General features: G+C 59.2%; 24 protein-coding genes. 11 read left to right on the top strand and 13 right to left on the bottom strand.

What is annotated here, in order from left to right; genetic code table 11:
* Positions 1-21: 21 nt before the first annotated feature.
* Positions 22-870 carry a ferredoxin--NADP reductase gene (locus ACSQ13_RS05130; RefSeq protein ID WP_176250229.1) on the top strand — a complete coding sequence of 283 codons (849 nt, stop codon included), beginning with the start codon at positions 22-24 and terminating at the stop codon, positions 868-870.
* An 82-nt stretch (positions 871-952) separates the two neighbouring features.
* On the opposite strand, the gene ACSQ13_RS05125 is transcribed toward ACSQ13_RS05130, so the two are convergent.
* Positions 953-1,843 (bottom strand): hypothetical protein, encoded by an 891-nt coding sequence (locus ACSQ13_RS05125; protein WP_295508884.1) that lies wholly within the window; start codon positions 1,841-1,843, stop codon positions 953-955.
* Between the two features lie 132 nt (positions 1,844-1,975).
* On the opposite strand from ACSQ13_RS05125, the gene infC reads away from it, so the two are divergent.
* Entirely contained in the window at positions 1,976-2,599 is a 624-nt protein-coding gene (infC, locus tag ACSQ13_RS05120) for a translation initiation factor IF-3 (protein WP_255200178.1), read from the top strand.
* Between the two features lie 75 nt (positions 2,600-2,674).
* Here infC and ACSQ13_RS05115 read toward each other — a convergent pair whose 3' ends face one another.
* From ACSQ13_RS05115 to ACSQ13_RS05090, 6 genes are all read right to left on the bottom strand, one after another.
* Entirely contained in the window at positions 2,675-4,480 is a 1,806-nt protein-coding gene (locus ACSQ13_RS05115) for an OmpA family protein (RefSeq protein ID WP_295508888.1), read from the bottom strand.
* A 157-nt stretch (positions 4,481-4,637) separates the two neighbouring features.
* The gene (locus tag ACSQ13_RS05110; protein WP_295508890.1) at positions 4,638-5,429 is read right to left on the bottom strand and encodes an FAD binding domain-containing protein; all 792 of its coding nucleotides are present in this window, start codon (positions 5,427-5,429) and stop codon (positions 4,638-4,640) included.
* 108 nt (positions 5,430-5,537) lie between these two features.
* A complete protein-coding gene (locus ACSQ13_RS05105) occupies positions 5,538-7,901 on the bottom strand; it encodes a xanthine dehydrogenase family protein molybdopterin-binding subunit (RefSeq protein WP_295508893.1) in 2,364 nt (787 codons plus the stop codon).
* Between the two features lie 168 nt (positions 7,902-8,069).
* Positions 8,070-8,555, bottom strand: a complete 486-nt coding sequence (locus ACSQ13_RS05100; protein WP_176250097.1) for a (2Fe-2S)-binding protein — start codon at positions 8,553-8,555, stop codon at positions 8,070-8,072.
* A 124-nt stretch (positions 8,556-8,679) separates the two neighbouring features.
* Positions 8,680-9,687 (bottom strand): molybdopterin-binding protein, encoded by a 1,008-nt coding sequence (locus ACSQ13_RS05095; RefSeq protein WP_295508896.1) that lies wholly within the window; start codon positions 9,685-9,687, stop codon positions 8,680-8,682.
* Positions 9,684-10,652, bottom strand: coding sequence for an XdhC family protein (locus ACSQ13_RS05090; RefSeq protein ID WP_295508898.1), 969 nt, complete (start codon positions 10,650-10,652; stop codon positions 9,684-9,686). The genes ACSQ13_RS05095 and ACSQ13_RS05090 overlap by 4 nt, the downstream gene beginning before the upstream one ends.
* Positions 10,653-10,789: 137 nt before the next feature.
* On the opposite strand from ACSQ13_RS05090, the gene ACSQ13_RS05085 reads away from it, so the two are divergent.
* The 4 genes from ACSQ13_RS05085 to ACSQ13_RS05070 all read left to right on the top strand — a co-directional run bounded on the left by ACSQ13_RS05085 (position 10,790) and on the right by ACSQ13_RS05070 (position 12,767).
* Positions 10,790-11,026, top strand: a complete 237-nt coding sequence (locus ACSQ13_RS05085; protein WP_176250100.1) for a BolA family protein — start codon at positions 10,790-10,792, stop codon at positions 11,024-11,026.
* 1 nt (position 11,027) lies between these two features.
* Positions 11,028-11,276: a hypothetical protein gene (locus tag ACSQ13_RS05080; RefSeq protein ID WP_176250101.1), complete on the top strand. Its 249-nt coding sequence runs from the start codon at positions 11,028-11,030 to the stop codon at positions 11,274-11,276.
* Positions 11,273-11,635, top strand: coding sequence for a Grx4 family monothiol glutaredoxin (grxD, locus tag ACSQ13_RS05075; RefSeq protein WP_176250102.1), 363 nt, complete (start codon positions 11,273-11,275; stop codon positions 11,633-11,635). The genes ACSQ13_RS05080 and grxD overlap by 4 nt, the downstream gene beginning before the upstream one ends.
* A gap of 211 nt (positions 11,636-11,846) precedes the next feature.
* Positions 11,847-12,767, top strand: a complete 921-nt coding sequence (locus ACSQ13_RS05070) for a calcium/sodium antiporter (RefSeq protein ID WP_176250103.1) — start codon at positions 11,847-11,849, stop codon at positions 12,765-12,767.
* On the opposite strand, the gene ACSQ13_RS05065 is transcribed toward ACSQ13_RS05070, so the two are convergent.
* Positions 12,764-13,156 (bottom strand): cell division protein ZapA, encoded by a 393-nt coding sequence (locus ACSQ13_RS05065; protein ID WP_176250104.1) that lies wholly within the window; start codon positions 13,154-13,156, stop codon positions 12,764-12,766. The genes ACSQ13_RS05070 and ACSQ13_RS05065 overlap by 4 nt on opposite strands.
* Positions 13,156-13,656 carry a hypothetical protein gene (locus ACSQ13_RS05060; protein WP_176250105.1) on the bottom strand — a complete coding sequence of 167 codons (501 nt, stop codon included), beginning with the start codon at positions 13,654-13,656 and terminating at the stop codon, positions 13,156-13,158. Before ACSQ13_RS05060 ends, ACSQ13_RS05065 begins: the two co-directional genes overlap by 1 nt.
* Positions 13,657-13,892: 236 nt before the next feature.
* Between ACSQ13_RS05060 and tkt the strand changes: the two genes are divergently transcribed.
* Together tkt and ACSQ13_RS05050 are read left to right on the top strand one after the other, a co-directional pair.
* Complete coding sequence (gene tkt, locus ACSQ13_RS05055) at positions 13,893-15,908, top strand: transketolase (protein ID WP_176250106.1); 2,016 nt, start codon at positions 13,893-13,895, stop codon at positions 15,906-15,908.
* Positions 15,909-16,292: 384 nt separating this feature from the next.
* Positions 16,293-16,835: a hypothetical protein gene (locus tag ACSQ13_RS05050; RefSeq protein ID WP_176250107.1), complete on the top strand. Its 543-nt coding sequence runs from the start codon at positions 16,293-16,295 to the stop codon at positions 16,833-16,835.
* Positions 16,836-16,942: 107 nt separating this feature from the next.
* Here ACSQ13_RS05050 and ACSQ13_RS05045 read toward each other — a convergent pair whose 3' ends face one another.
* Positions 16,943-17,935, bottom strand: a complete 993-nt coding sequence (locus ACSQ13_RS05045) for a DUF808 domain-containing protein (RefSeq protein WP_295508909.1) — start codon at positions 17,933-17,935, stop codon at positions 16,943-16,945.
* A 191-nt stretch (positions 17,936-18,126) separates the two neighbouring features.
* Between ACSQ13_RS05045 and gap (ACSQ13_RS05040) the strand changes: the two genes are divergently transcribed.
* The 3 genes from gap (ACSQ13_RS05040) (at position 18,127) to gap (ACSQ13_RS05030) (ending at position 20,478) form a co-directional block, all read left to right on the top strand.
* Positions 18,127-19,128 (top strand): type I glyceraldehyde-3-phosphate dehydrogenase, encoded by a 1,002-nt coding sequence (gene gap / locus ACSQ13_RS05040; RefSeq protein WP_295508912.1) that lies wholly within the window; start codon positions 18,127-18,129, stop codon positions 19,126-19,128.
* Positions 19,129-19,208: 80 nt separating this feature from the next.
* Entirely contained in the window at positions 19,209-19,352 is a 144-nt protein-coding gene (locus tag ACSQ13_RS05035) for a hypothetical protein (protein ID WP_176250110.1), read from the top strand.
* A 124-nt stretch (positions 19,353-19,476) separates the two neighbouring features.
* Positions 19,477-20,478 carry a type I glyceraldehyde-3-phosphate dehydrogenase gene (gene gap / locus ACSQ13_RS05030; RefSeq protein WP_176250111.1) on the top strand — a complete coding sequence of 334 codons (1,002 nt, stop codon included), beginning with the start codon at positions 19,477-19,479 and terminating at the stop codon, positions 20,476-20,478.
* A gap of 3 nt (positions 20,479-20,481) precedes the next feature.
* Here gap (ACSQ13_RS05030) and coaD read toward each other — a convergent pair whose 3' ends face one another.
* The 3 genes from coaD to ACSQ13_RS05015 form a co-directional block, all read right to left on the bottom strand.
* Positions 20,482-20,979, bottom strand: coding sequence for a pantetheine-phosphate adenylyltransferase (coaD, locus tag ACSQ13_RS05025; RefSeq protein ID WP_176250112.1), 498 nt, complete (start codon positions 20,977-20,979; stop codon positions 20,482-20,484).
* Positions 20,980-21,081: 102 nt separating this feature from the next.
* Positions 21,082-21,516, bottom strand: a complete 435-nt coding sequence (locus ACSQ13_RS05020) for a CBS domain-containing protein (RefSeq protein WP_176250113.1) — start codon at positions 21,514-21,516, stop codon at positions 21,082-21,084.
* 61 nt (positions 21,517-21,577) lie between these two features.
* The gene (locus ACSQ13_RS05015; protein ID WP_176250114.1) at positions 21,578-22,474 is read right to left on the bottom strand and encodes a LysR family transcriptional regulator; all 897 of its coding nucleotides are present in this window, start codon (positions 22,472-22,474) and stop codon (positions 21,578-21,580) included.
* Positions 22,475-22,553: the final 79 nt, after the last annotated feature.

Raw genomic sequence — 22,553 nt, 5'->3', positions numbered from 1 at the left:
CAGATGCCTGTCGATGAAATCATGACCGAGCAGACAGCCTTGACCCAAACTGACGCAAAACCCGTTCCGACCTTGCCAGACGCCCAAACCGTTACTTCCGTCAAACATTGGACGGACCGCCTGTTCTCGTTCCGCGTGACACGCCCTGCGTCACTGCGCTTTCGGTCGGGTGAATTCGTGATGATCGGGCTGATGGGCGATCCCGACCCCAAGACCGGCAAGCAAAAGCCGTTGCTGCGCGCCTATTCCATCGCCTCCCCGTCTTGGGACGAAGAGCTGGAGTTCTATTCGATCAAGGTGCAAGACGGTCCGCTGACCTCGAAATTGCAGCACATCCAGCCCGGTGACGAGATCATCCTGCGCCCCAAGCCCGTTGGCACGTTGGTGCATGACGCGCTGTTGCCCGGCAAGCGCCTGTGGCTCTTTGCGACCGGCACCGGCTTTGCGCCTTTTGCATCGCTGCTGCGCGAACCTGAAACCTATGAAAACTTTGATCAGGTCATCGTGACCCACACCACCCGCGATGTGGCCGAACTGGAGTACAGCCGCAGCCTGATCGACGAAATCCAGAACGACGAGATGATGCACGAGCTGATCGGCAAGGATAATCTGGCCAAGATCGTCTATTACCCCACCACCACCCGCGAGCAGAGCCCCAAAATGGGCCGCATCACGACCTTGCTGCAAGACGGCACCGTGTTTGCGGACCTTGGAATTGACGGCATCAATGCCGAAACCGACCGTGGCATGGTGTGCGGCAGTCTGGGGTTCAACAAGGATATCAAGGAAGTCCTCGAAGGGTTCGGCCTTGAGGAAGGGGCCAATTCCGATCCCAAGCATTACGTGGTGGAAAAGGCCTTTGTCGGCTAAAAGCCCCCCCCTTTGCAGAGAAGAAAAAACCGCGCCCTCTTGCGAAGGCGCGGTTTTGTTGTTTTCAGCTGATCGGTTCAGATCACATGTTCAAGGCAGTGCGGATACGACCCAGGATCGCTTCCAATGCTTGGGGGTCGTCTTGGGCAGCAATCAGGCCACGCTTGAGCATTGTCTTGTGCAACTCTGACAAGGACGATTGATCAACAAGCGCCTGAACCTCGTCAAGGTCGAAACCTGCGACAGTTGTCAGCGCGTCCGGTGTCGCAACGGCCACCTCGGCAGAGGCAGCGGCTTCGGCGTTGACAGCGGCAGTTTCTGCTGCGGCCTCAACAGCTTGGGCTGCCTCGGCTGTTGCTTCTGCGGCGTCAGCGGCAGTGTTTTCAGCTGCGGTTGTCGCCTCGGCTGCGGCATCGGAGGTTGCGGTTGCAGAGGCGTCGACCGCGTTTTCTGTGGTTTCCATCGCGTCAGAGGCTGCCTCGGAAGTGGCTTGTGCCGCGTCGGTTGCAGTCTCGGTCACGGCTGTTGCGGCATCGGATGCCGCTTCGGCTGCGGCTTCGGTTGCTGCTGTTGCAGTGTCGGCGATTGCTGTCGCGGCATCGGATGCGGCGTCAGCGGCGGCGTCAGTTGCTGCTTTTGCAGTCTCGGTCACAGCAGTTGCGGCATCGGATGCCGCTTCGGCTGCGGCTTCGGTTGCAGCTGTTGCAGTGTCGGCGATCACAGTGGCGGCATCGGATGCGGCCTCTGTTACGGCATCAGCGGCTTGCGCTGTGGCATCTACTGCCTCGGCAACGGCACCTTCGGTTGCTTCAACAGCTTCGCCAACGGCGGATGTTGCGCTTTCCAAAGCGGCGGGTGCGTTGACCGCGTCGGCGGCTTCGGTTGCGATTTCTTGAACCGAACGGCCGGAATACAGCATGTACCCCCCGATTGCGATCAAGGCCGCAATGATGATCCAGACTAGATTTTTCATGATGTTTGGTGTCCCTTTAAAAATAGCGGTTTTTTCCACGCACACGCTAAAAGCGTGCTTGTCGCGTCAAATGGGGCTTGGAATGCCTAGTTGCAAGCGTAATTGGCTATTTTTGCGCAACTATAGCGCATTTTGCGGCTTGAAGAAGGACGGTGGCGCGTTTACCTTCTGACTTCGAGAATTAGGAACAATCAAAGGACGTTCATCATCGCTCGCAGACCCCATAACGCGCCGCCACAAAGAGACACAGGCCCGCGCATTAACGAAAATATCCGCTCTAACGAAATCCGCCTGATTGGTGCCGACGGCGAAAACGTCGGGGTTGTCACGCCCGGTCGCGCCATGGAAATGGCCGAGGAAGCGGGTTTGGACTTGGTCGAGATCTCTCCCAATGCCAATCCGCCCGTGTGCAAGATCATGGATTTCGGCAAATTCAAATACGAGACCCAAAAGCGCGAAGCGGAAGCCCGCAAAAAGCAAAAGATCATCGAGATCAAAGAGGTCAAGTTCAGACCGAACACAGATACCAATGACTATCAGGTCAAAATGCGTAACGTGTTCAAGTTTCTGGACAATGGTGACAAGGTAAAGATCACGCTGCGGTTCCGCGGTCGTGAGATGGCCCACCAGAACCTGGGTCGCGAATTGCTGGAACGTGTTGCCGAAGACACCAAAGAAGTCGGCCGCGTCGAGAACTTTCCAAAGATGGAAGGCCGCCAGATGGTTATGCTGATCGGCCCCTTGCCCAGCAAGTAACCCCTATTTTTGGTATCAAAACGCAAATACCCCCGCGATTTCTCGCGGGGGTATTTTTCGTTTCTAAGCTGCCGCTTACTGCTGAAGCAGGCTGGTGATGTTCCGCACGACCGCGCGACGGTTCGCAGGTTCCGCGTCCAGCGTGCGCACTTTCAGCGCGCTTTCACCGTAGCCTTGGGTGATCAGGTTCGCTGGCGGCACGTTGAAATACTCGGTCAGTGCCAAGGCAACGGTTTCCGCACGACGGTCGGACAGGGCAAGGTTATAGCTCTCGCTGCCCACCGCATCGGTGTGCCCTTCGACCAGAATCACCGTGCGTGGATCATTGCGAATGGCGTTGCTGATCGCGGTCCCGATCTTGGCCAATGCTTTGGCTTGCTCTGGCAAGATCGCGGCTGACCCGGTGGCAAAGCGCACGGCGTCCAGTTCGATTTCCGGTGCCAGCGCGCGCACCTGCTGGATGTCACGCACCTGCCGCAAGGAGAACCGCTGCGCTTGCTCGCCGCGTATCTGGGTTTCCAGCGCCAAACGCAAGGCTTCTTCGTTCTGCTCGCTGGCAAGGCTGTATCTTTGCTCGACCTTTGGCAGTTCGTTCACCACGATGCGACGCTCGGTGCGGGTATCGTCGAACAGCAAATATTCATTGCCCTGCGGGTCGATGTTGATGCGGCGCAAGACAGTGCCGTCACGGCCCAGAATGGTCACGACCTGGCTGCCATCGGGCTTGATCACGGTTGTGCGGGCGGACCCGTCGTTAAACGTCTCGCGGCGCACTTCGTCCCCGGCCTGACGAACCAGCGCATCGTCGTCTTTCAACACGCGCAGATCGCCATTGGCATCTTCGACAACCAGACGGTCACCCGAATTGCTCACAACCTTGGACCCGTTTTTCAACACCGCGCCAACGGCAACAGCCCCGAGACCCAGCAAAAGCGCCTTTTCAAACTTGCTCAGGCCTTTGTCTTCTTGCGGAGCAGCTTGTGCTGCCGCCTGCCCTGTCACCTGTGTTGAAAACTCCTCGTCAGAGCTGCGGGTCTGCTCGGCAGTGACTTCTTCTGTCTCTACCTGCGCTTCGGCCTGACCACTGTCTGCGGCGGCGGCAGCTTCGGCAGCAGCAGCAGCTTCAGCGGCGCGCTGTTCCTGGCGTGCTTCCTCGGCAGCTTGCTGCGCGGCCAGTTCGGCTGCGATCTGCTCTTCGGTTGGCGCAGCCTCGGTCGGTGTTGCTTCGGCTTGTGCGGCGGGTGCCACTTCAGCAGCAGGCGCTTGCGTTGCTTCGGCCTCAGCCGCCGGTTCTGGGGTTACCACGACTTCAGCTTGTGTCTCAGGTGCAGGCTCGGCCTGCGCCTCTGTGGTCACTTCGGCCTCGGCTGCAGGTGCAGGGTCAGCAGCAGGTGCCGCTTCCTGTGCCGCCGCCTGATCTGCTGCAGCCTGATCGGCAGCGGCCTTCGCCTCTGCATCGGCTGCGATCTGCGCCGCAATGGCTTCTTCCTGCGCTGCCGCCGCGGCAGCATCCGCATCCGCTTGCGCTTTTTCAGCAGCCGCCCGAGCCTCCGCGGCGGCCTGTTCATCCGCAGCAGCCTGAGCCTCTGCGGCGGCTTGTGCATCTGCCTCTGCCTGCGCTTGCGCCGATACTTCAGCCTCTGCGGCGGGGGTTTCTACCGCGCCAGTCGTGTCCAGAACGCCAGAAACGGTGCCTTGGAGCTGATCGCTCAACTGCTGCGCATCCAGCACTTCGGTGCCATCCGGCAGAACACAGGGGAACACGGCTTCGCTGCCTTCGGCCGCACATGCAGCAGACGTTGATTGCGCGAACCCGCCCGTGGGCAACGCGAGCGCCACGCACATCGTCAAAGAGGTCGTTGATTTAAGAAGTCTAAACATTTCATATCCTTACGGAATTACACTCGAACGCCGTTCGGGCAGCGCTTGTTGTAAAACACATGTCCGGCCATTTGGTTCCAGCGGATATTTGCAAGACAGCGGAAAGCCGCCTTTGATCGCTCAAAGACGGCTTTCCCAAATCACATCACCAGCAGGTTCAGGCCAGCGCAGCCACGGCCCGCTTCGTCATGACACCAATCAAATGGGCGCGGTAATCACCGGTCCCGTGCAGATCACCGATCATGCCTGACCCGTCGATCTTCAAATTGGCAACCGCATCGGCACTAAAATTGCCAGACAAAGCGTCCTCCGCCTCGGTCCAACGGAACACCCCGTTTTCCGATGCACCGGTAACCGCCACACGCACACCATCCGCAAACTTGGCAACATAGACCGCAACCAAAGGAAACCGCGACGCGGGCTGGATGAACTTCTCGTAATGCGCCTTTTCAGGGATCGGGAACTTCACCTCGGTGATGATCTCGCCCTCGTCCAAAGCGGTGGCAAACATCCCCTCAAAAAAATCATCCGCAGCGATTTCACGCGCATTGGTGACGATGGTGGCACCACTGGCCAGAACCGCCGCCGGATAGCAGGCAGAGGGATCATTATTGGCAACCGACCCGCCGATTGTGCCACGGTTGCGAACGGCAGGGTCGCCAATCCGCGCCGCAAGCCCCGCAAGGGCGGGGTATTGCGCGGCCGCTTCCTTGGCGACAACCGCATGCACAGTGCCCCCGCCAATGCAAATACGCCCCGCATCATCGGTGCAAATGCCCTGCATCTCTGCAATGCCTTTCAGCGACACCAGAACCGACGGCATCGCCAAACGCGCCTTAAGCGTCGGGATCAAGGTCTGCCCGCCACTCATCGGCTGCGCTTCTTCACGCCCCAAGGCCTTGACCGCATCCGCGATGCTGGTCGGCTTTTCTACGTCGAAATTATACATCTTCCGTCCTTCCAATCAGAGAGCGCGCCATAGCCCTTACTCCCCTCTTCATTTTGCCAAGTAAACTCCGGGGGTGTGGGGGCTGGCCCCCACTCCCGTCCTCTCAAATCAGCTGTTCATCGCTGCCCATACACGCGCGGGCGTCACGGGCATGTCGATGTGCCCCACATCCTTGCCCCCCGATCGCATCGCATCCAGCACCGCATTGACCACCGCTGGTGGCGATCCGATCGCCCCTGCCTCGCCGCAGCCTTTCACGCCCAAGGGGTTGTGCGTGCAAGGCGTCTGGCAGGAATGATCCACCGTATAGAACGGCAGGTCACTGGCGCGCGGCATTGCGTAATCCATATAGGACGCGCTCAGCAGCTGGCCATCGCTGTCATAGGTACAGTTTTCCATCAACGCCTGACCGATGCCTTGTGCCAACCCGCCATGAACCTGACCCGTCACGATCATCGGATTGACGATATTGCCAAAGTCATCTGCCGCCGAGAACCGCTCGATGGTGACATGACCTGTTTCAGGGTCCAACTCAACTTCGCAGGCATAGGCACCGGATGGATAGGTAAAGTTGGACGGATCATAGAATGCCGTCTCTTCCAGACCCGGCTCGATGTCTTCGAGCGGGTAGTTATGCGGCACGTAAGCCGCCAAAGTCACATCACCCCAGGCCACGGATTTATCCGTGCCTGCGACGCTGAACGCACCGTCCTTCAGCTCGATATCACCCTCGGAGGCTTCCAGCAGGTGGGATGCGATCTTTTTCGCCTTGGCGATGATCTTTTCCGTTGCCCGCACCATGGCCGAACCGCCCACCGCAAGGGAACGCGACCCGTAAGTCCCCATCCCCATTGGCGTATTGGCCGTATCGCCATGCACGATCTCGATCATATCCTCGGGGATGCCGATCATTTCCGCGATCACCTGCGGAAAGGAGGTCTCGTGGCCCTGGCCGTGGCTGTGCGATCCGGTCATGACCACCAGACCACCGGTTGCATTCACCCGCACGGTGGCGGATTCGTACAGACCGGCGCGCGCACCCAGTTGCCCCACAAGGTTCGACGGCGCGATGCCGCAGGCCTCGATATAGCAGTTCACGCCGAAACCGCGCAGCTTGCCTTTGGCCTCGGAGGCTTTGCGGCGGGCGGCGAAACCGGCCATGTCGGAAATCTCTTCCAGCTTGTCCATGGTCGCCACGTAATCGCCGGTGTCATATTCCACCGCCACGGGCGTGGCATAGGGGAATTCGGTGATAAAGTTCTGACGGCGCAGGGCAATCGGATCGACGCCCAGTTCATGCGCGCATTTATCGACCAGACGTTCCAACTGATAGGTTGCTTCGGGGCGGCCCGCGCCGCGGTACGCATCGACAGGCACGGTGTTGGTGAACACGGCCTTTACGTTCACATAGATCAGCGGCGTTTTATAGTTGCCCGCCATCAAGGTGCCGTGCAGCCATGTGGGAACGCTTGGTGCGAAGGTCGACAGATAGGCACCCATGTTGGCGTAAGTATCTGTGCGCAAAGCGGTAAAGTTGTTGTCCTTGTCCAGCGCCATCTGGATCTTGGTCACGTGGTCGCGGCCATGGGCATCCGACATGAAGGCTTCCGACCGGCTGGAGGTCCATTTGACCGGACGGTTGCAGGCCTTGGCGGCGAAGGTACAGAACGCTTCTTCCTGATAGTGGAAGATTTTCGTGCCAAAACCGCCGCCCACATCGGGGGCGACAACGCGCAGTTTGTGTTCGGGGATGCCCAACACGAATGCACCCATCAACAAACGGATGACGTGGGGGTTTTGCGAGGTGGTATATAGCGTGTGATCGCCGGTGCCACGGGCATAGTCGCCAACGGCCACGCGCGGCTCCATCGGGTTCGCGACCAGACGGTTGTTGACCAGTTCCAGCGTGGTCACGTGGTGGGCTTCTTCGAACGCCTTATCAACGGCACCCTTGTTTTCCTCGACGAAACCCCAGTCGTAACACAGGTTCGACGTCAGATCGTCATGGACCTTGGTCGCGCCTTCCTTGACGGCTTCCTTCATGTCGATGACGGCGGGCAGATCGGTGATGTCGAGCACGATTGCTTCGGCGGCATCGCGTGCTTCGGCCAAGCTTTCAGCCACAACAGCGGCAATCGGTTCACCAACATGGCGCACCTTGCCATGGGCCAGAACAGGGTGGCGCGGTTCTTGCATGACTTCGCCATGCTTGTCCGTGATCTGCCAGCCACAAGGGATCGACCCCACCGCTTCGAAATCCGCACCGGTGAAAATCTTGACGACGCCGGGCATGGTTTCCGCCGCCGATGTATCAACCGAGTTCAGGATCCCATGCGCGATATCCGAGCGCAGAAAGAACACATAGGCCTGACCGTGCAGGTTGATATCGTCCGTATAGTTACCTTCTCCGGTCAGAAACCGGATGTCTTCGCGCCGCTTGCTGCTGGCACCAATTCCGCCATCCTTTGGCATAGTAAATCCTCCCTATGGGGTGCCACTTTGTGTCGGGCACCATCGCGTTTGCAGGTTTATTCTGTTGGTGTGGCGCCACCCAGAACCACAGGGATACGCCTTTTTGATGCGGCTTATGTGCCTGCCCCTGCCTCCTCGCAGGTGCAGATGCGCCGCTTTTTATTCGGTTTATTCAGCCGCCAATGCGCTGACGTCCTGACCGGATGCGGCCATGATCGCTTTGACGATATTATGGTAGCCGGTGCAGCGGCAGATGTTGCCGTCCAGATAATGGCGCACTTCGGCGACGGTCGGCTTTGGATTGTCTTTCAGCAAGGCAGATGCAGACATGACCATACCCGGCGTACAGAAACCGCATTGCAAGCCGTGGTGATCCTGAAACGCCTGCTGGATCGTGTTCAGCGATCCGTCTGCGTTTGCCATGGATTCGATCGTCTTGACGTCAGCGCCGTCGGCTTCAACCGCCAGCATGGTGCAGGCTTTGACCGCTTCGCCGTTCACATGCACCACACAGGCACCGCATTGGCTGGTATCACAGCCGATATGGGTGCCAGTCAGTTTCAGGTTGTCGCGCAGAAACGACGCCAGCAAGGTCCGGCCTTCGACGTCGCCAGACGCGGCTTTGCCGTTAACGGTCATTTTGACCTGTGTCATAGAGTTCCTCCCTTAGGTATTCTTGTTCTCGTTGTACCGAGTTAAGCACGCCCCCACGCGGTTGAGAACCAAAATTTTCGCGACGCTTGAAAACATGCACAATTTTGCACGTCTTCGGTAAGACTTAGCCGCGACGCGGTTGCGGTCGCGTCACGATTTCCTTGAGCAACCCACCAACGCCCATGCCCGCGATATCGCGGTCCGTGACCGCAATGCCGCAGACGATCCGTGACAAGACCCAATCCGCCCCGTTCAAGGCAGGAGATCGTGCGCAGCCGGGCAAACCGATCACCTGCCGGTCACCCAGATTGCCCAGAAACAGCAGATTGCCCGGATCAACCGGCATCCCGAACCGCGCAACCTTACCCCCTGCCGCACGCAGGGCAGACGGGGCCACATCGTCGATGTCAGAGGTCGCCGATCCGGTCAGGATCAGCACCAACTCAGTGTCGGCCGCCGTGATCGCCGCGCGTAACGCGTCGGTCTGATGGGGCACCATCACCACATTCTTCAGCGCGACATTCAGCGCGACAAGCCGGTTGGCGATGGCCTCGCGGCCCTTGTCCCCTGCCCCGCCCTCTATCTCGGTGATGATCAATGTCGCATCTTGCAGCTTCGGGGGGGCCAGACGGATGGCCCCGCGGGCCGCTGCGCAGGCGCGGGTCAGGTCGGCCTGATCGACCCCGTAGGAGATGATCTTGATCGTGGCGACCATGCCGCCATCCGCCATCTGCTGAAACGGCGGCACTGTGGCGAGCGTGATCATCGGATGCACGGCGTTCGCGGCCTCCAGTGCGGGGACATCCAGAACAGCCACCCCCGGCCCTTTGGCCAGCAGGTTTACCCGGCCGGTAAAGGCGTTGGTCATCTCCAGATGCCGGTCTAGATTCCCGTCCAGATCGGGCGCATCGGCCAGCAAGGCCTGCGCCAGTTGCGCGGCGGCGGTGTTTTCATCCACATCCGTGGCGGCCAGCCGTGCCACCGTGATCCGGTCGATGCCAGCGCCCAGCAGATCGGCAATGTGGTGATCCTCAAGCAGAACACCCTTGCGCAGCCGCCCCTTGGGCAGGGCCACGGAATGGGCGAGGAAGGCACCTTTGGCATCGGTTGTGGGGGTTGCGCCGAACTTCACGGTTTTCTCAGGCTCTGGACCATCTGCGCCAAAATCGACACCGCGATCTCGGGCGGGCCGGATGCGCCGATATCAAGACCCACAGGCCCTGCAATCCGCGCGATATCCTCGGCGCTGAACCCTGCCGCAGACAGCCGGTCGACGCGCGACGCATGGGTGCGTGTGGACCCGAGCGCACCGATGTAAAACGCATCAGACCGCAGCGCGATGTGCAAGGCGGGATCATCCAGTTTCGGGTCATGGGTCAGCAGCACAACGGCGCTGCGGGAATCGACGCCGACCTGTTTCAACGCGGCATCGGGCCAGTCGTTGATCACGCGGGCCTCGGGGAAGCGGGCTTGCGAGCCGAAAGCCTCGCGCGGGTCGATGACCACCACGTCAAACCCTGCAATCTGCGCCATCGGGGCAAGGGCCTGCGCGATATGCACCGCCCCCACGATGACCAGCCGCAGCGGCGGGTTGTGGATCGCAATAAAGGTATCACCGTCTTCAGCGACGCCGGAACGATCCATGCGGAAACGGGCTTCATAGCCGTCGCGCACCAGACGCGCACTGCCCCCCGACAGTGACACCTCGTATCCGACAGGCTGGCGCGCCGCGCGTGCCTTGACCAGATCGGACAAAACATCAAACGGCATGCCGTCATTGCCAATCGGTTCGACCAGCACGCGGATTTTTCCGCCGCAGGCCAGCCCCACGGCAAAGGCATCGCCATCGCTCACGCCATATTCCAGCAGCCGCGATGCACCCTCCTCGATCGCCTCAAGCGCCTCGATCACCACGGCCCCTTCGACGCAACCGCCCGACACCGAGCCCTGCATTTTGCCATCGCCGGAAATCGCCAGCTGTGCGCCCACACGGCGCGGGGCAGACCCCCAGGTTTCAACAACCGTGGCCAGCGCGGCACCCCGGCCCGCCTGGGCCCATGCATAGGCCCGTTCTGGTGCGTCTTCAAAGATATCCATTGGCCTGTCTCCGGTTTTGCGATGCGGTGCAGTTCCACATATGTACTGCGCGACGGCCCATCGCTCAATCAGATAACTTGCACGCCGCCGCCCGCACTACTACATCTTGGCAATCATAACCGAACGGAGCCGCACCAATGCCGATGCAAGCCAGTGAAATCAAAGACCTTCTGCGCAAAACCTTTCCAAATGCCGAAATCGAAGTCGAAGGCAACGACGGGGTGCATATGGCTGCGATGGTCATCGACGAAAGCTTTCGCGGGAAAAACCGCGTGCAGCAGCAACGTGCCGTCTATGCCGCGCTCAAGGGCAAGATGGATGGCCCCAGCGGCGATCTGCACGCGCTGGCCCTGACCACCAAGGCACCTGACTGATATGGTAGACCCGGTCCTTGTGGTCATTCTCAGCGTTCTGGTGCTGATCGTGGCGGTGCTGCGCGGCCTTCAGGCATTGCGTCACACCCGCGGCACCGAACGCGGATCGAAACCCGGCACGGGCTATCACGAGATCGAAACAACCTATCACTCTGGCGGTGGCGGGGGCGGACATCAAACCAGTTACCGCATCCCCCGCGACCCGCAAGAATACGCCAAACGCTTTATACCAAAGGACAAATCGAAATGACCGACACAGTTACCCAGATCAAAGAAACCATCACAGCCAATGACGTTGTCTTGTTCATGAAGGGCACCAAGTCGATGCCGCAATGCGGGTTTTCGTCCCGCGTTGCAGGTGTGCTGAATTATATGGAAGTCGAATTTGCCGATGTGAACGTGCTGGCCGACGAAGCGTTGCGCCAGGGCATCAAGGATTTTTCCGACTGGCCCACCGTGCCACAGCTTTACGTCAAAGGCGAATTCGTCGGCGGGTGTGACATCATCACCGAAATGACCCTGTCCGGCGAATTGGACGCATTGTTTACCGAAAGCGGTATCAAGTTCGACCAGGACGCCGCCGATAAAATCCGCGAAGCCAACGGCTGATTTTACGGGGGCCGGCGCGACAGACGCGCCGGCCCTTTTTTTCCACTTTTCTGGCCCCCCCAATCTGCCCCCCCAAAAAAACTTGCAGCGTGTTACCGCGCTTTGCCGTGGCGATAATTATTTTGGCCACCCCCATTCCCCCCCTTGTACCCATGGCCCGCCGATCCTTATCTGAATTGCGGGCGGATGGATTGCCCCGGGAATTGTCATTTTGGATTACATCTATGTTGCGGCCGGGCTTGTGTGCCTGTTTCTGGGCGGCGACGCATTGGTGCGCGGCAGCGTCGGTATCGCGCTAAGGCTGGCAATGTCGCCCCTGCTGATCGGTCTGACCGTGGTGGGGTTTGGTACCTCGACCCCTGAATTGCTGGTGTCTGTGAATGCCGCGTGGCGTGGCGTGCCTGATATCGCCGTGGGCAATATTGTCGGGTCCAACATCGCCAATATCGCGCTTATTATGGGGGTCACGGCGCTGGTCTGGCCGATCCGTGTGTCCGGTGCCACGATGCGCCGCGATACCGGTGTGATGATCGCTGCAACTCTTGCCTTGGTGCCGGTTTTCCTGATGGGGGAAATTGGCCGGGTCGCGGGTACAGGGCTGCTGGCCGGGCTGATCGGGTATCTGGTTTGGGCCTATCTACAGCCCGGTGATGTGGCGGAAGATATCGGCAACGACAGCCCGAAACCCAACGCCATCCTGTCGGTCATCTGGATCATTGCCGGGCTCGTCGCGCTGGTTTTGGGGGCGCGGTTTCTGGTCGACGGGGCGGTTTCCATCGCCCGTGACGCGGGCCTGTCCGAGGCGTTTATCGGGCTGACGATCGTGGCGGTTGGCACGTCCCTGCCCGAATTGGCCACATCCGTTGTCGCCGCGTTCCGCCGTCAGTCAGAAATCGCGATCGGCAATGTGATCGGGTCCAACATCTTTAACGTCTTGGGTATTCTGGGCGTCACCGCTGTGATCAAGCCGATCCCCGTTGCCGATCGTTTCGTGAGCTTCGATCTGCCCGTGATGATCGCGGTGTCGCTGCTGATCACCGCGCTGCTGCTCAAGCGGGCGGTGATCGGGCGGCGGACAGGCGCGGTTTTGCTGTTGGGCTATGCCGCCTATGTGGTGCTGGCTCAGGGTTAACCCGCAGCCTTGTCCTCAATCTCTTGGGCTAATGCTTCGGCGCGGGCGGCCATTTCGGCCAGCCCGTCGTTTACGGATTGCGGAATGACCGGCACCTCGATGCGTTCGGGTTCGACCACCACATTGCGCAAACCTTCGAGTTCGGCTTCGCGTTCAGCCAGTTCCGCGCGAACTTCGCTGATCTGGTCTTCGACGCTGGCGGTTTTATCGGCCAGCAACAGGCCTGCCATCAACAACATCCGCGCCTCGGGCATCCGCCCGACCTGATCGGACAAGACCTGTGCCTCGTCGTCCAGCATCTTGGCGGCGGCGTGCAGATAGCTTTCCTCGCCCTCCTGGCACGCGACTTCGAACTGGCGACCGCCGATGGAAATAGTGACTTCGGGCATCAGGCGTTCTCCTGCGCGGCTTCAACGAGAGGGGTAAGGGCAGACAGGATTGCGTCTGCCTCTGCGATTTCGGCGGTGCGGGCGGCGCGCAGGGCGTCCAGTTCGGCAAGCATGGCCTTGTTGATCAGATGAGGATCGCCGACGCCTTCCTGGTTTGCATCACGCAAGGCCGCGCAGGCTGCGGATAATTTCGCATTGGCCCGGCGCACCCGCTGCAATTCGACATCCAGCTTGGCCATGCGGGCTTGGACCTCCTCCGTTTGTGCCAGCTGGGCCTGTGCGGCGTCCAGCGTGGCCTGCACCTCTGCGGTTTCGGTCACGAGCCGCTGCTTGAGGATTTTGACACGCTCGGTCAGCTGCGCATTGGCAAGGCGTTCGTCTTCCAGTTCTTGTGACAGGTCGGGGATGCCTTCCTTGGCCGTGCCAAGTTTCTCCAATCCGCGCGACGCACGTTCCATCGCAGCCAGAATTCGGCCCTGCAATTCTTCTATGTCGCTCATGCCCAATGTCCCTCGCAAATCAATTGTCGCAGTTTGCCAACCATCGAATCGGTGGTCAACGCTGTTGCAGCTAATCCTACCCAAACGCTGGATGAAATACTGCCCCTTTAAGAACAACACCTTGCGGCAGGCTTTTCATGCGGGAAAATAGCAAGGGCGGTTGCCCTTGATCTTTGCGGGGTGGCTGGTATTGATCCGGCAACCTCAAACCTCCCCCTGATAAGGAAGCAGCCACCGTGGACTTGAACGCACTTGCGAAAGCAAATCCTGAGCATTGGTCCAAAGCGACCGCCATTCGCGCCCTGACATTGGACGCCGTTGCCGCCGCCAATTCCGGCCACTCTGGTATGCCGATGGGCATGGCGGACGTCGCGACCGTCTTGTTTGAAAAGCACCTGAAATTCGATGCCTCCAACCCGCTGTGGCCGGATCGTGACCGTTTCATCCTGTCGGCAGGCCACGGATCGATGCTGATCTATTCGCTGCTGTACCTGGTGGGCGATGCGCAATTCCCCCTCGAAGAGATCAAGAATTTCCGCCAGATGGGCGCGCGCACTGCGGGCCACCCTGAGAATTTCCTGGCCGATGCGATTGAAACAACCACCGGCCCCTTGGGTCAGGGGATTGCGAATTCCGTGGGCTTTGCAATGGCCGAAGAAATCCAGCGCGCCCAATACGGCAAGAAAATCGTCGATCACTTTACCTATGTGATCGCTGGCGACGGCTGCCTGATGGAAGGCATCAGCCACGAGGCAATCGCGCTGGCCGGCCGTCACAAGCTGGGCAAACTGATCGTGATGTGGGACAATAACAACATCACCATCGATGGCCCCGTCACCCTGTCCGACACCGTGGATCAGGTGGCCCGTTTCAAGGCCGCCGGTTGGCATGTCGTCGAAATCGACGGCCACAACCCCGCCGAAATCGACGCCGCCCTGACCGAGGCGCGCGCTTCCGATCTGCCATCGATGATCGCCTGCAAAACCCACATCGCCTTGGGTCACGCGGCACAAGATACCTCCAAGGGCCACGGTGCCCTGACCGATGCCGACCAGATGGCCGCTGCCAAAGCCGCCTATGGCTGGACAACCGGCCCGTTCGAAGTGCCCGCCGATGTGAAATCCGCATGGGAAGCCATCGGATCGCGCGGGGCGCAGACACGCAAAGACTGGGAAGAGCGCTTCGACGCCATGTCCCGCACCAAGCGCGAGGAATTCAACCGCGCCTTGGCCGGTGACGCGCCCAAGAAACTGTCCGCCACCATCAAGGCGTTCAAAAAGCAGATCTCCGATTCCGCCCCCAAACTGGCCACCCGCGCCAGCAGCGAAAAGACGCTCGAGGTGTTGAACCCGCTGTACACCGAAACCGTGGGCGGTTCGGCTGACCTGACCGGGTCCAACAACACCAAGACCGCCGATCTGGGCGTGTTCGACATCGACAACCGTGGTGGGCGTTACGTCTATTGGGGTGTCCGCGAACATGGCATGGCATCGGCGATGAACGGCATGGCGCTGCATGGCGGCGTGCGCCCTTACGGCGGCACGTTCATGTGTTTCACTGACTATGCGCGCCCTGCCATGCGTCTGGCCGCGTTGATGAAAATACCAACCGTTTTTGTCATGACCCATGACAGCATCGGTCTGGGCGAAGACGGCCCGACACACCAGCCCGTTGAGCATCTGGCGATCAGCCGCGCGACACCCAACACCTATGTATTCCGCCCCGCCGACACGGTTGAAACCGCCGAAGCATGGGAAATCGCGCTGACGTCGAAAGAGACCCCATCGGTGCTGTCGCTGACCCGTCAGGGCCTGCCGACCGTGCGTCTTGAGCATAAGAACAAGAACCTCACCGAACAGGGTGCTTATGTGCTGGCCGATGCCGAAGGCAAACGTCAGGTCATCCTGATCGCCACAGGTTCCGAAGTCGAAATCGCCCTCAAAGCGCGTGATATCTTGCAAGAGCAAGGCATCGGCACCCGCGTTGTGTCCATGCCCTGCATGGAACTGTTCGCCGAGCAAGATGAAGCCTACCGCCGCAAGGTTCTGCCCGCAGGCCCGGTGCGTGTCGGCGTCGAAGCTGCCGTGCGTCAGGGTTGGGATCAATGGCTCACAGGCGAGCGCGGCAAATGGAACAAGGCCGATTTCGTCGGCATGGACCGCTTCGGTGCCTCTGCCCCCGCAGAAGAGCTGTTCGAAAAGTTCGGCATCACGCCACAGAACGTCGCCGACAAAGCCAAGGCGCTGCTGTAACCCGGCCTCGCGTTCAGAGATTAAAAAAGGGGGCCGCGATGGCCCCCTTTTGCGTTTTCAGGTTGTTCTAGACCGCTGCGCATTAAATGGTGCAGTTGCAACACGCAGCCCTATTCTGCAAAGGATCGCAGAGGACGTGAAGCTTTCACAGAGTTCTTCGGGAGTGTGCACGCAAGAGGTTTCGCGGAGCCTGTCTATGTCTGGTGAGCGGACAAAGCTGCCTACCGAACTAGTCAGTTCATCAAAGACCCTTGCTGAGTTGTCCAAACGGACTTTCGCGATCATTGCGGCGACAAGATGAATATTCTGTCCTCTGTCAGCTAATTAAACTAGGATTAAAAGTGCCAGACCATGTTGGTCACGCCCATTGGGAGCTGCAGACTCATGGACAGACGCGCACCCTTGAAGCCAGTGCAACGAGCGATCCTGTTGTCTCTCGCAATCGGCCTGCCCGTCTGGTTCGTCTACGTTTTCTATCGGATGCCACGGCTTAGCAATCTTCCAAGAATGTTCTTCGTTCCTGAACCTCTTAGCGCGGCACTCCTATCACTGACTTTCGGGCTGGCGGTCTCGGCGATCCTTGTCCTTTTCATGGCGAACCGCCGCCGAATGGGGTCGGTTTTGAAACCCAACCGGGGCCGGCTGATTGTTGCAGCATTTCTGGGTTTTACCATGCACATATGGAATGCAGAGTTTATGCCGATTGTTCCTATCGGCCTCGCGATTGCACTACTGCCTGAGTCCTTTTTGTTTTTTGTACTGTTCGTCTTTCTCGGGGCGCTTCTCTCGGTCCTTTGGTACATACCTTCTTGTCTGATTGTTTCGGGTGTCAGATCGAAACCATGGCGGGTAGCCTTGGTTGCCCTGTTTTGGCTAGGGACCGCCAGCGGTTGCATTTTGATCTTCGGAGTAACTGACCTCATCTAGTATTGTTGCGTCTATCTGCCGAAACCCTGGCCGAAAACACCAAACGATCAAGGTCTGCATTCGGCTCACCCCCGCCGTTCCCCACACCCACCACTCCCCGCAGAAGGCTAGACCGCTGCGGGGTCTTTCTTTTTGCCGCTGAACACAGTGCGCCACAGGGGGGTGACGATTTTCTCGCCCACGGGGATCAGGATCAGGCCAAGGGCCAGCCCGAACACGCCGTCCATCGCGGCCTTGGCGATCCATTCGACAGCGCCGGTATAGTTCGCGGGTACCAGGTGGCCGACATAGGCAGCCGCGTCATGGATCAGGTGGCCCAACGTGTCAAAGCCCAACACCTCCATGCCGTGGATGATGATCGAACCGCCCACCCACAGCATCGCCGCAGTGCCGACAATGGTCAGGGTGGTCAGGAATTTCGGCATACCGCGCACCACCGCACGGCCAATGACCCGCGTCGGGCCAAGGTTGCCGTTTTTCGCCATGTAGAGCCCCACATCATCGGCCTTAACGATCAGCGCCACCGACCCGTAGACCGCCACGGTAATCATCACCGCAGCCGCAGCCAGTGCCGCCGCTTCCATCCAGAAATTCGTGACTGCAAGGTTGGACAGGATAATCGTCATGATCTCGGCCGACAGGATGAAATCGGTCTTGATCGCACCTTGGGCCTTTTGTTCTTCGAGATGAGCGGGGTCTTCTATCGTTTCTTCCTTGCCGGGGTATTCCTCGTGCCCTGCCCCGCCAACCCCCAAGGCATGGGCGACTTTCTCGGCCCCCTCAAAGCACAGATAGGCACCGCCCAACATCAGCAGCGGCGGAATGGCCCAAGGCGCGAAATTCGACAGCAGCAAACCTGCCGGCAGCAAAAACACCAACTTGTTTTTCAACGATCCCTTGGTGATCCGCCAGATGATCGGCAATTCACGCTTGGCCTCGAAACCGTGCACATATTTCGGCGTCACGGCCGCATCGTCGATCACCGCGCCCGCAGCTTTGGCGCTGGCTTTGGCAGCCTGGCCGAACACATCATCGACGCTTGCCGCCGCCACCTTGGCAATCGCTGCGACATCGTCCAACAGCGCCAGTAAACCACTCATCAAAATTCTCCAATTCAGTCAGGTGTAAACTTAACCCAGTCGCCCGCGAAGGCAAACACCCTGTGACATTTACCGCTAACATCCCTGGTTAACGCTAACATACGGAAATTATAAGCTTTTACCCTTTCAGTCACGGCCTAGCTGCCGTTATAGAGCGCGCAACGTCACCCGTATTTTTCAAAGGACGCCCCATGACCATCAAAGTCGGTATTAACGGATTTGGCCGGATTGGCCGTTGCACCCTGTCTCATATCGCAGCGTCGGGCCGCGATGACATCGAAGTGGTTCGCATCAACGCAACAGGCCCGCTCGAGACAGCAGCGCATCTGATCAAATACGATTCCGTCCATGGTCGCTTTCCAAACGAGGTAAAAGTCGGCAACGGCACGCTTGATCTGGGCCGTGGCCCGATGGAGGTCATGTCGACCTACAAGATGGAAGAGCTGAACTGGGACGGCTGCGATGTGGTTCTGGAATGTACCGGCAAATTCAACGACGGTGAAAAGGCCAAGGTGCATCTTGAGCGCGGCGCAAAACGTGTACTGCTGTCGGCACCGGGCAAAAACGTCGACCGCACAATCGTTTACGGCGTGAACGACCATGAATTGCGGGCCTCGGACACGATGATTTCAAACGGGTCCTGCACCACCAACTGCCTGGCACCGATGGCCAAGGTTTTGCAGGATGCATTCGGCATCGAATATGGCATCATGACCACGATCCACAGCTATACCGGCGACCAGCCCACGCTGGACCGCCGCCATGATGACCTGTACCGCGCCCGCGCGGCGGCCATGGCGTTGATCCCCACCTCCACCGGTGCGGCGGCTGCCTTGGGCGAAGTTCTGCCCGCGCTCAAGGGCAAGCTGGACGGTACCGCCATGCGCGTGCCCACCCCCAATGTCAGCGCGGTTGACCTGACTTTCCGTGCCTCGCGCGATGTTACCGTCGACGAAGTCAACGCCGCCATGCGTGCCGCCGCCGAAGGGCCGATGAAGCGCGTGCTGGGCTATGACCCCGAAAAGAAAGTCTCCATCGACTTTAACCACACCGAAGAAAGTTCAATCTTTGCCCCCGATCAAACCATGGTCGTCGCAGACCGCATGGTGCGCGTGCTGGCGTGGTACGATAACGAATGGGGTTTCTCTGTGCGCATGGCCGATGTTGCCGTCGCCATGGGCAAACTTGGCTAAGTCTTGCAGCACCCGCCTTGCCCTGTCATATCTGGGGTCCTGTCGTTTAAAGTCAGGGCCCCGCGCAAGGAAGATGCAAAATGAACACCCCGATCACCCTGGTTTTGGCGGCGTTGCTGACCATCGGTTTGGTTGTGGACACGTTTTATTTCGGCACTGAACACCTGATCTTTCTGACGAAAAAGTTCATGGACCTGATCGAATGGGTCGCTTTCTGGCGCTAATCGGAAACTTGCGTCCCGCATTTACCCGTCTTTTCAACAATCCCGTCCCTGATTATCCCCGCTTCGGTTGACTTTCAGTGTTTTATCGCGATGTTAGCGCTATCACACTCAGGAGGACGCCCCAATGGCTACGAAACTCGCAATCAATGGCTTTGGCCGCATTGGCCGCAACGTGCTGCGCGCCTTGATGGAACAAGGGGGCGACGACCTGCAAGTGGTCGCAATCAACGATCTGGCCCCGCTTGAGACAAACGCACATCTGTTTGAATTCGATTCCGTTCATGGCCGCTATGGCCGTCCGGTAACCTTGGGCGACGGGACCATGGATGTGGGCCAAGGGCCGATCCGCGTCACAGCAGAGCGTGACCCCGCAGCCCTGCCCTGGGGCGATGTGGACATCGCGCTGGAATGCACCGGCATTTTTGTGACCCGCGACGGTGCCGCCAAGCATCTTGCGAACGGATCGAAACGGGTCCTGATCTCGGCCCCCGGAAAAGACGCCATGAAAACAATTGTTTACGGTGTGAACCACGACATTCTTGATGCCGATGACACGGTCATGAGCAACGCATCCTGCACCACCAACTGCATGGCCCCGCTGACCAAAACGCTGAACGACGCCTTCGGCATTGTGCATGGCCACATGACAACGATCCACGCTTTTACCGGCGACCAGCCCACCCATGACACAGCCCATAGCGATCTGTACCGCGCCCGTGCTGCATCCCTGTCGATGATCCCCACCACCACCGGTGCGGCCAAGACTTTGGGCAAGGTTCTGCCGGAACTTGACGGTCTGATCGGCGGCACCGCGATCCGCGTGCCGACACCGAACGTGTCCTGCGTCGATCTGGTGATCGAAGTTGCGCGCAAGGTGACTGTGGAAGAAGTGAACCAGGTGCTGCGCAGCGCATCCGAAGGTGCCCTCAAGGGCATCATGGGCATGGTCGACAAACCGCTGGTGTCCATCGACCTGAACCACGACAGCCATTCCTGCGTCGTAGCGACCGACCAGACCTCGGTTCAAAACGGCACACAGCTGCGCGTTCTGGCGTGGTATGATAACGAATGGGGCTTTTCGAACCGGATGCTGGATACATCCCGCGTGATCGCGAAATTCCTCTAGGGGCTACCCCCTGGAGAAACGATTCTTCAGCTCGGCATTGACGGCGGGCGTCACAAATTTGCTGACGTCCCCGCCAAGCCGGGCAATTTCCTTGACCAGCTTGCTTGCAATCGCCTGATGTTCTGCCTCGGCCATCAGGAACACCGTCTCGATGCTGTCATCCAGCTTACGGTTCATGCCAACCATCTGATATTCATATTCAAAATCAGCGACAGCCCGCAGCCCGCGAATGATCATCTGCGCGCCGACATCACGGGCGCAATCAATCAGCAGGTTCTCGAACGGGTGCACCACAATGTCGGTGCCGGTCTCTTTTGACAGGGCCGCACATTCCGAATTGATCAAGGCAACGCGCTCTTCCAGCTCGAACAACGGGCCTTTGTCACGGTTGATCGCAACGCCGATGACCAGCTTGTCGACCAATGTCGCGGCACGACGGATGATATCAAGGTGGCCCAGGGTGATCGGGTCAAAGGTGCCGGGATAAAGGCCAACGCGCATAGGGAAATCCAGTCTTCTTGTGTCGTAATTTCCGCGGCAGGCAAACACTTAAGCGCCTGAAATGCAACGGCCTATTTGGATAATGGGAAAGAGACGTAGGGGCTAATGCCCCATGATCATCCCCTCAAGGGCGTCTTTTTCCATCGACAGCTCCATCAAACGGGCCTTGACCACGTCCCCCAGCGAAATCAGCCCGATCAACGCGCCGTCTTCCAAAACCGGCATATGCCGGAACCGCCCTTCGGTCATTTTGCTCAGGATAGCGTCCGACCGCTCGTCCTTGGTGCAGGTCACCAGCTTGCGTGTCATCAGGCTCTCAACGGTCATATTCAGACAGGACCCACCCTGACGCCCCAGCTCGCGTACAATATCGCGCTCGGATAGAATGCCATCGGGTGATTTGCCATCGCTCGAGATGACCAACGTACCGATCCGCTTGTCCGACAGCATCTTGGCAGCCTCCGCGATCAGCATATCCGGCTTGACCGTTGTAACACTGTCATCCGCCTTGGTTTTCAGGATTTGAGACACAAGCATTTTGGAACCCTCCGCAATATTATTGCTCTGGACCCTAGGTTCCCTTTAATACTGTTGCCTGTCAAGTATTTGCCTCAAGTCTTACCACTTCTGCCCGCACCCCTTGCGCCAACTCCTCTGCAAAGCGGCTCAACCGTTGATTCCGGCGGTCATCCTCATGCCGGATCAGGTAAAATGCGCGGCTTAATCTGACTTCGGATGTCAGAATACGCGTCACGCCGGGGGTGGCAGGCAGGCAGAAATCATGAACGATTCCAACGCCCCCGCCCTGCCGGATCATATTCACCTGCACCGACACCGAATTGGACGCCAAGGGAACGCGGGTCATGCCCAATTCGGTCAGATAATCCAACTCGCGGTCGAAAATCATGTCGGGGATATAGCCGACCAACCGGTGCCCCTGCAGATCGGCGGGGGTCCGGATCGGAGCGCTTGCATCCAGATAGGTCCGGGATGCGGCCAGATGCAGTTGATAATCGGTGATCTTTTGCACCACCAACCGCCCCGCCGTGGGGGCGCTGACCCCGATCGCCATATCGGCCTCACGCCGCGACAGGTTGAACACCCGCGGCAAGGCAACAATCTGGATATCCAATTCGGGATTAGCCGCAATCAGCCGTGCACAGACCTGCGGCAACAGGTAGTTCGCGCAGCCATCCGGCGCCCCGATCCGGATCTGCCCCCGCAACCTGTCGGACGGCTCGGCCACCTCGGCTGTGGCCACGCGCATGGCCTGCTCGGCCGCCTCTGCCCGCTCCAACAACTGCACCCCGGCCTCGGTCAAGGCATATCCGGTGGGCGATTTCACAAATAGAACCACCCCCAATCCCTTTTCCACCCGCGCCATGCGCCGCCCCAGGGTCGCCGGATCAAGCCGCAAGATCTTGCCCGCCCCCGACAGGCTTTGTTCGCGCGCAACGGCCAGAAACAGACGCAAGTCATCCCAATTCCCCAACATCGCCGCTTCTCCCTTTTCATTTTGCCAAACAAACTCCGGGGGAGTCCGAAGGACGGGGGCTGGCCCCCTTCCGCCGTCA

The sequence above is a fragment of the Sulfitobacter sp. SH22 genome, from assembly GCF_965641905.1.
In the GTDB taxonomy this organism is placed as follows: domain Bacteria; phylum Pseudomonadota; class Alphaproteobacteria; order Rhodobacterales; family Rhodobacteraceae; genus Sulfitobacter.
The sequence above is the reverse complement of the archived record's forward strand: the minus strand, read 5'-3'. Positions and strand labels throughout refer to the sequence as shown.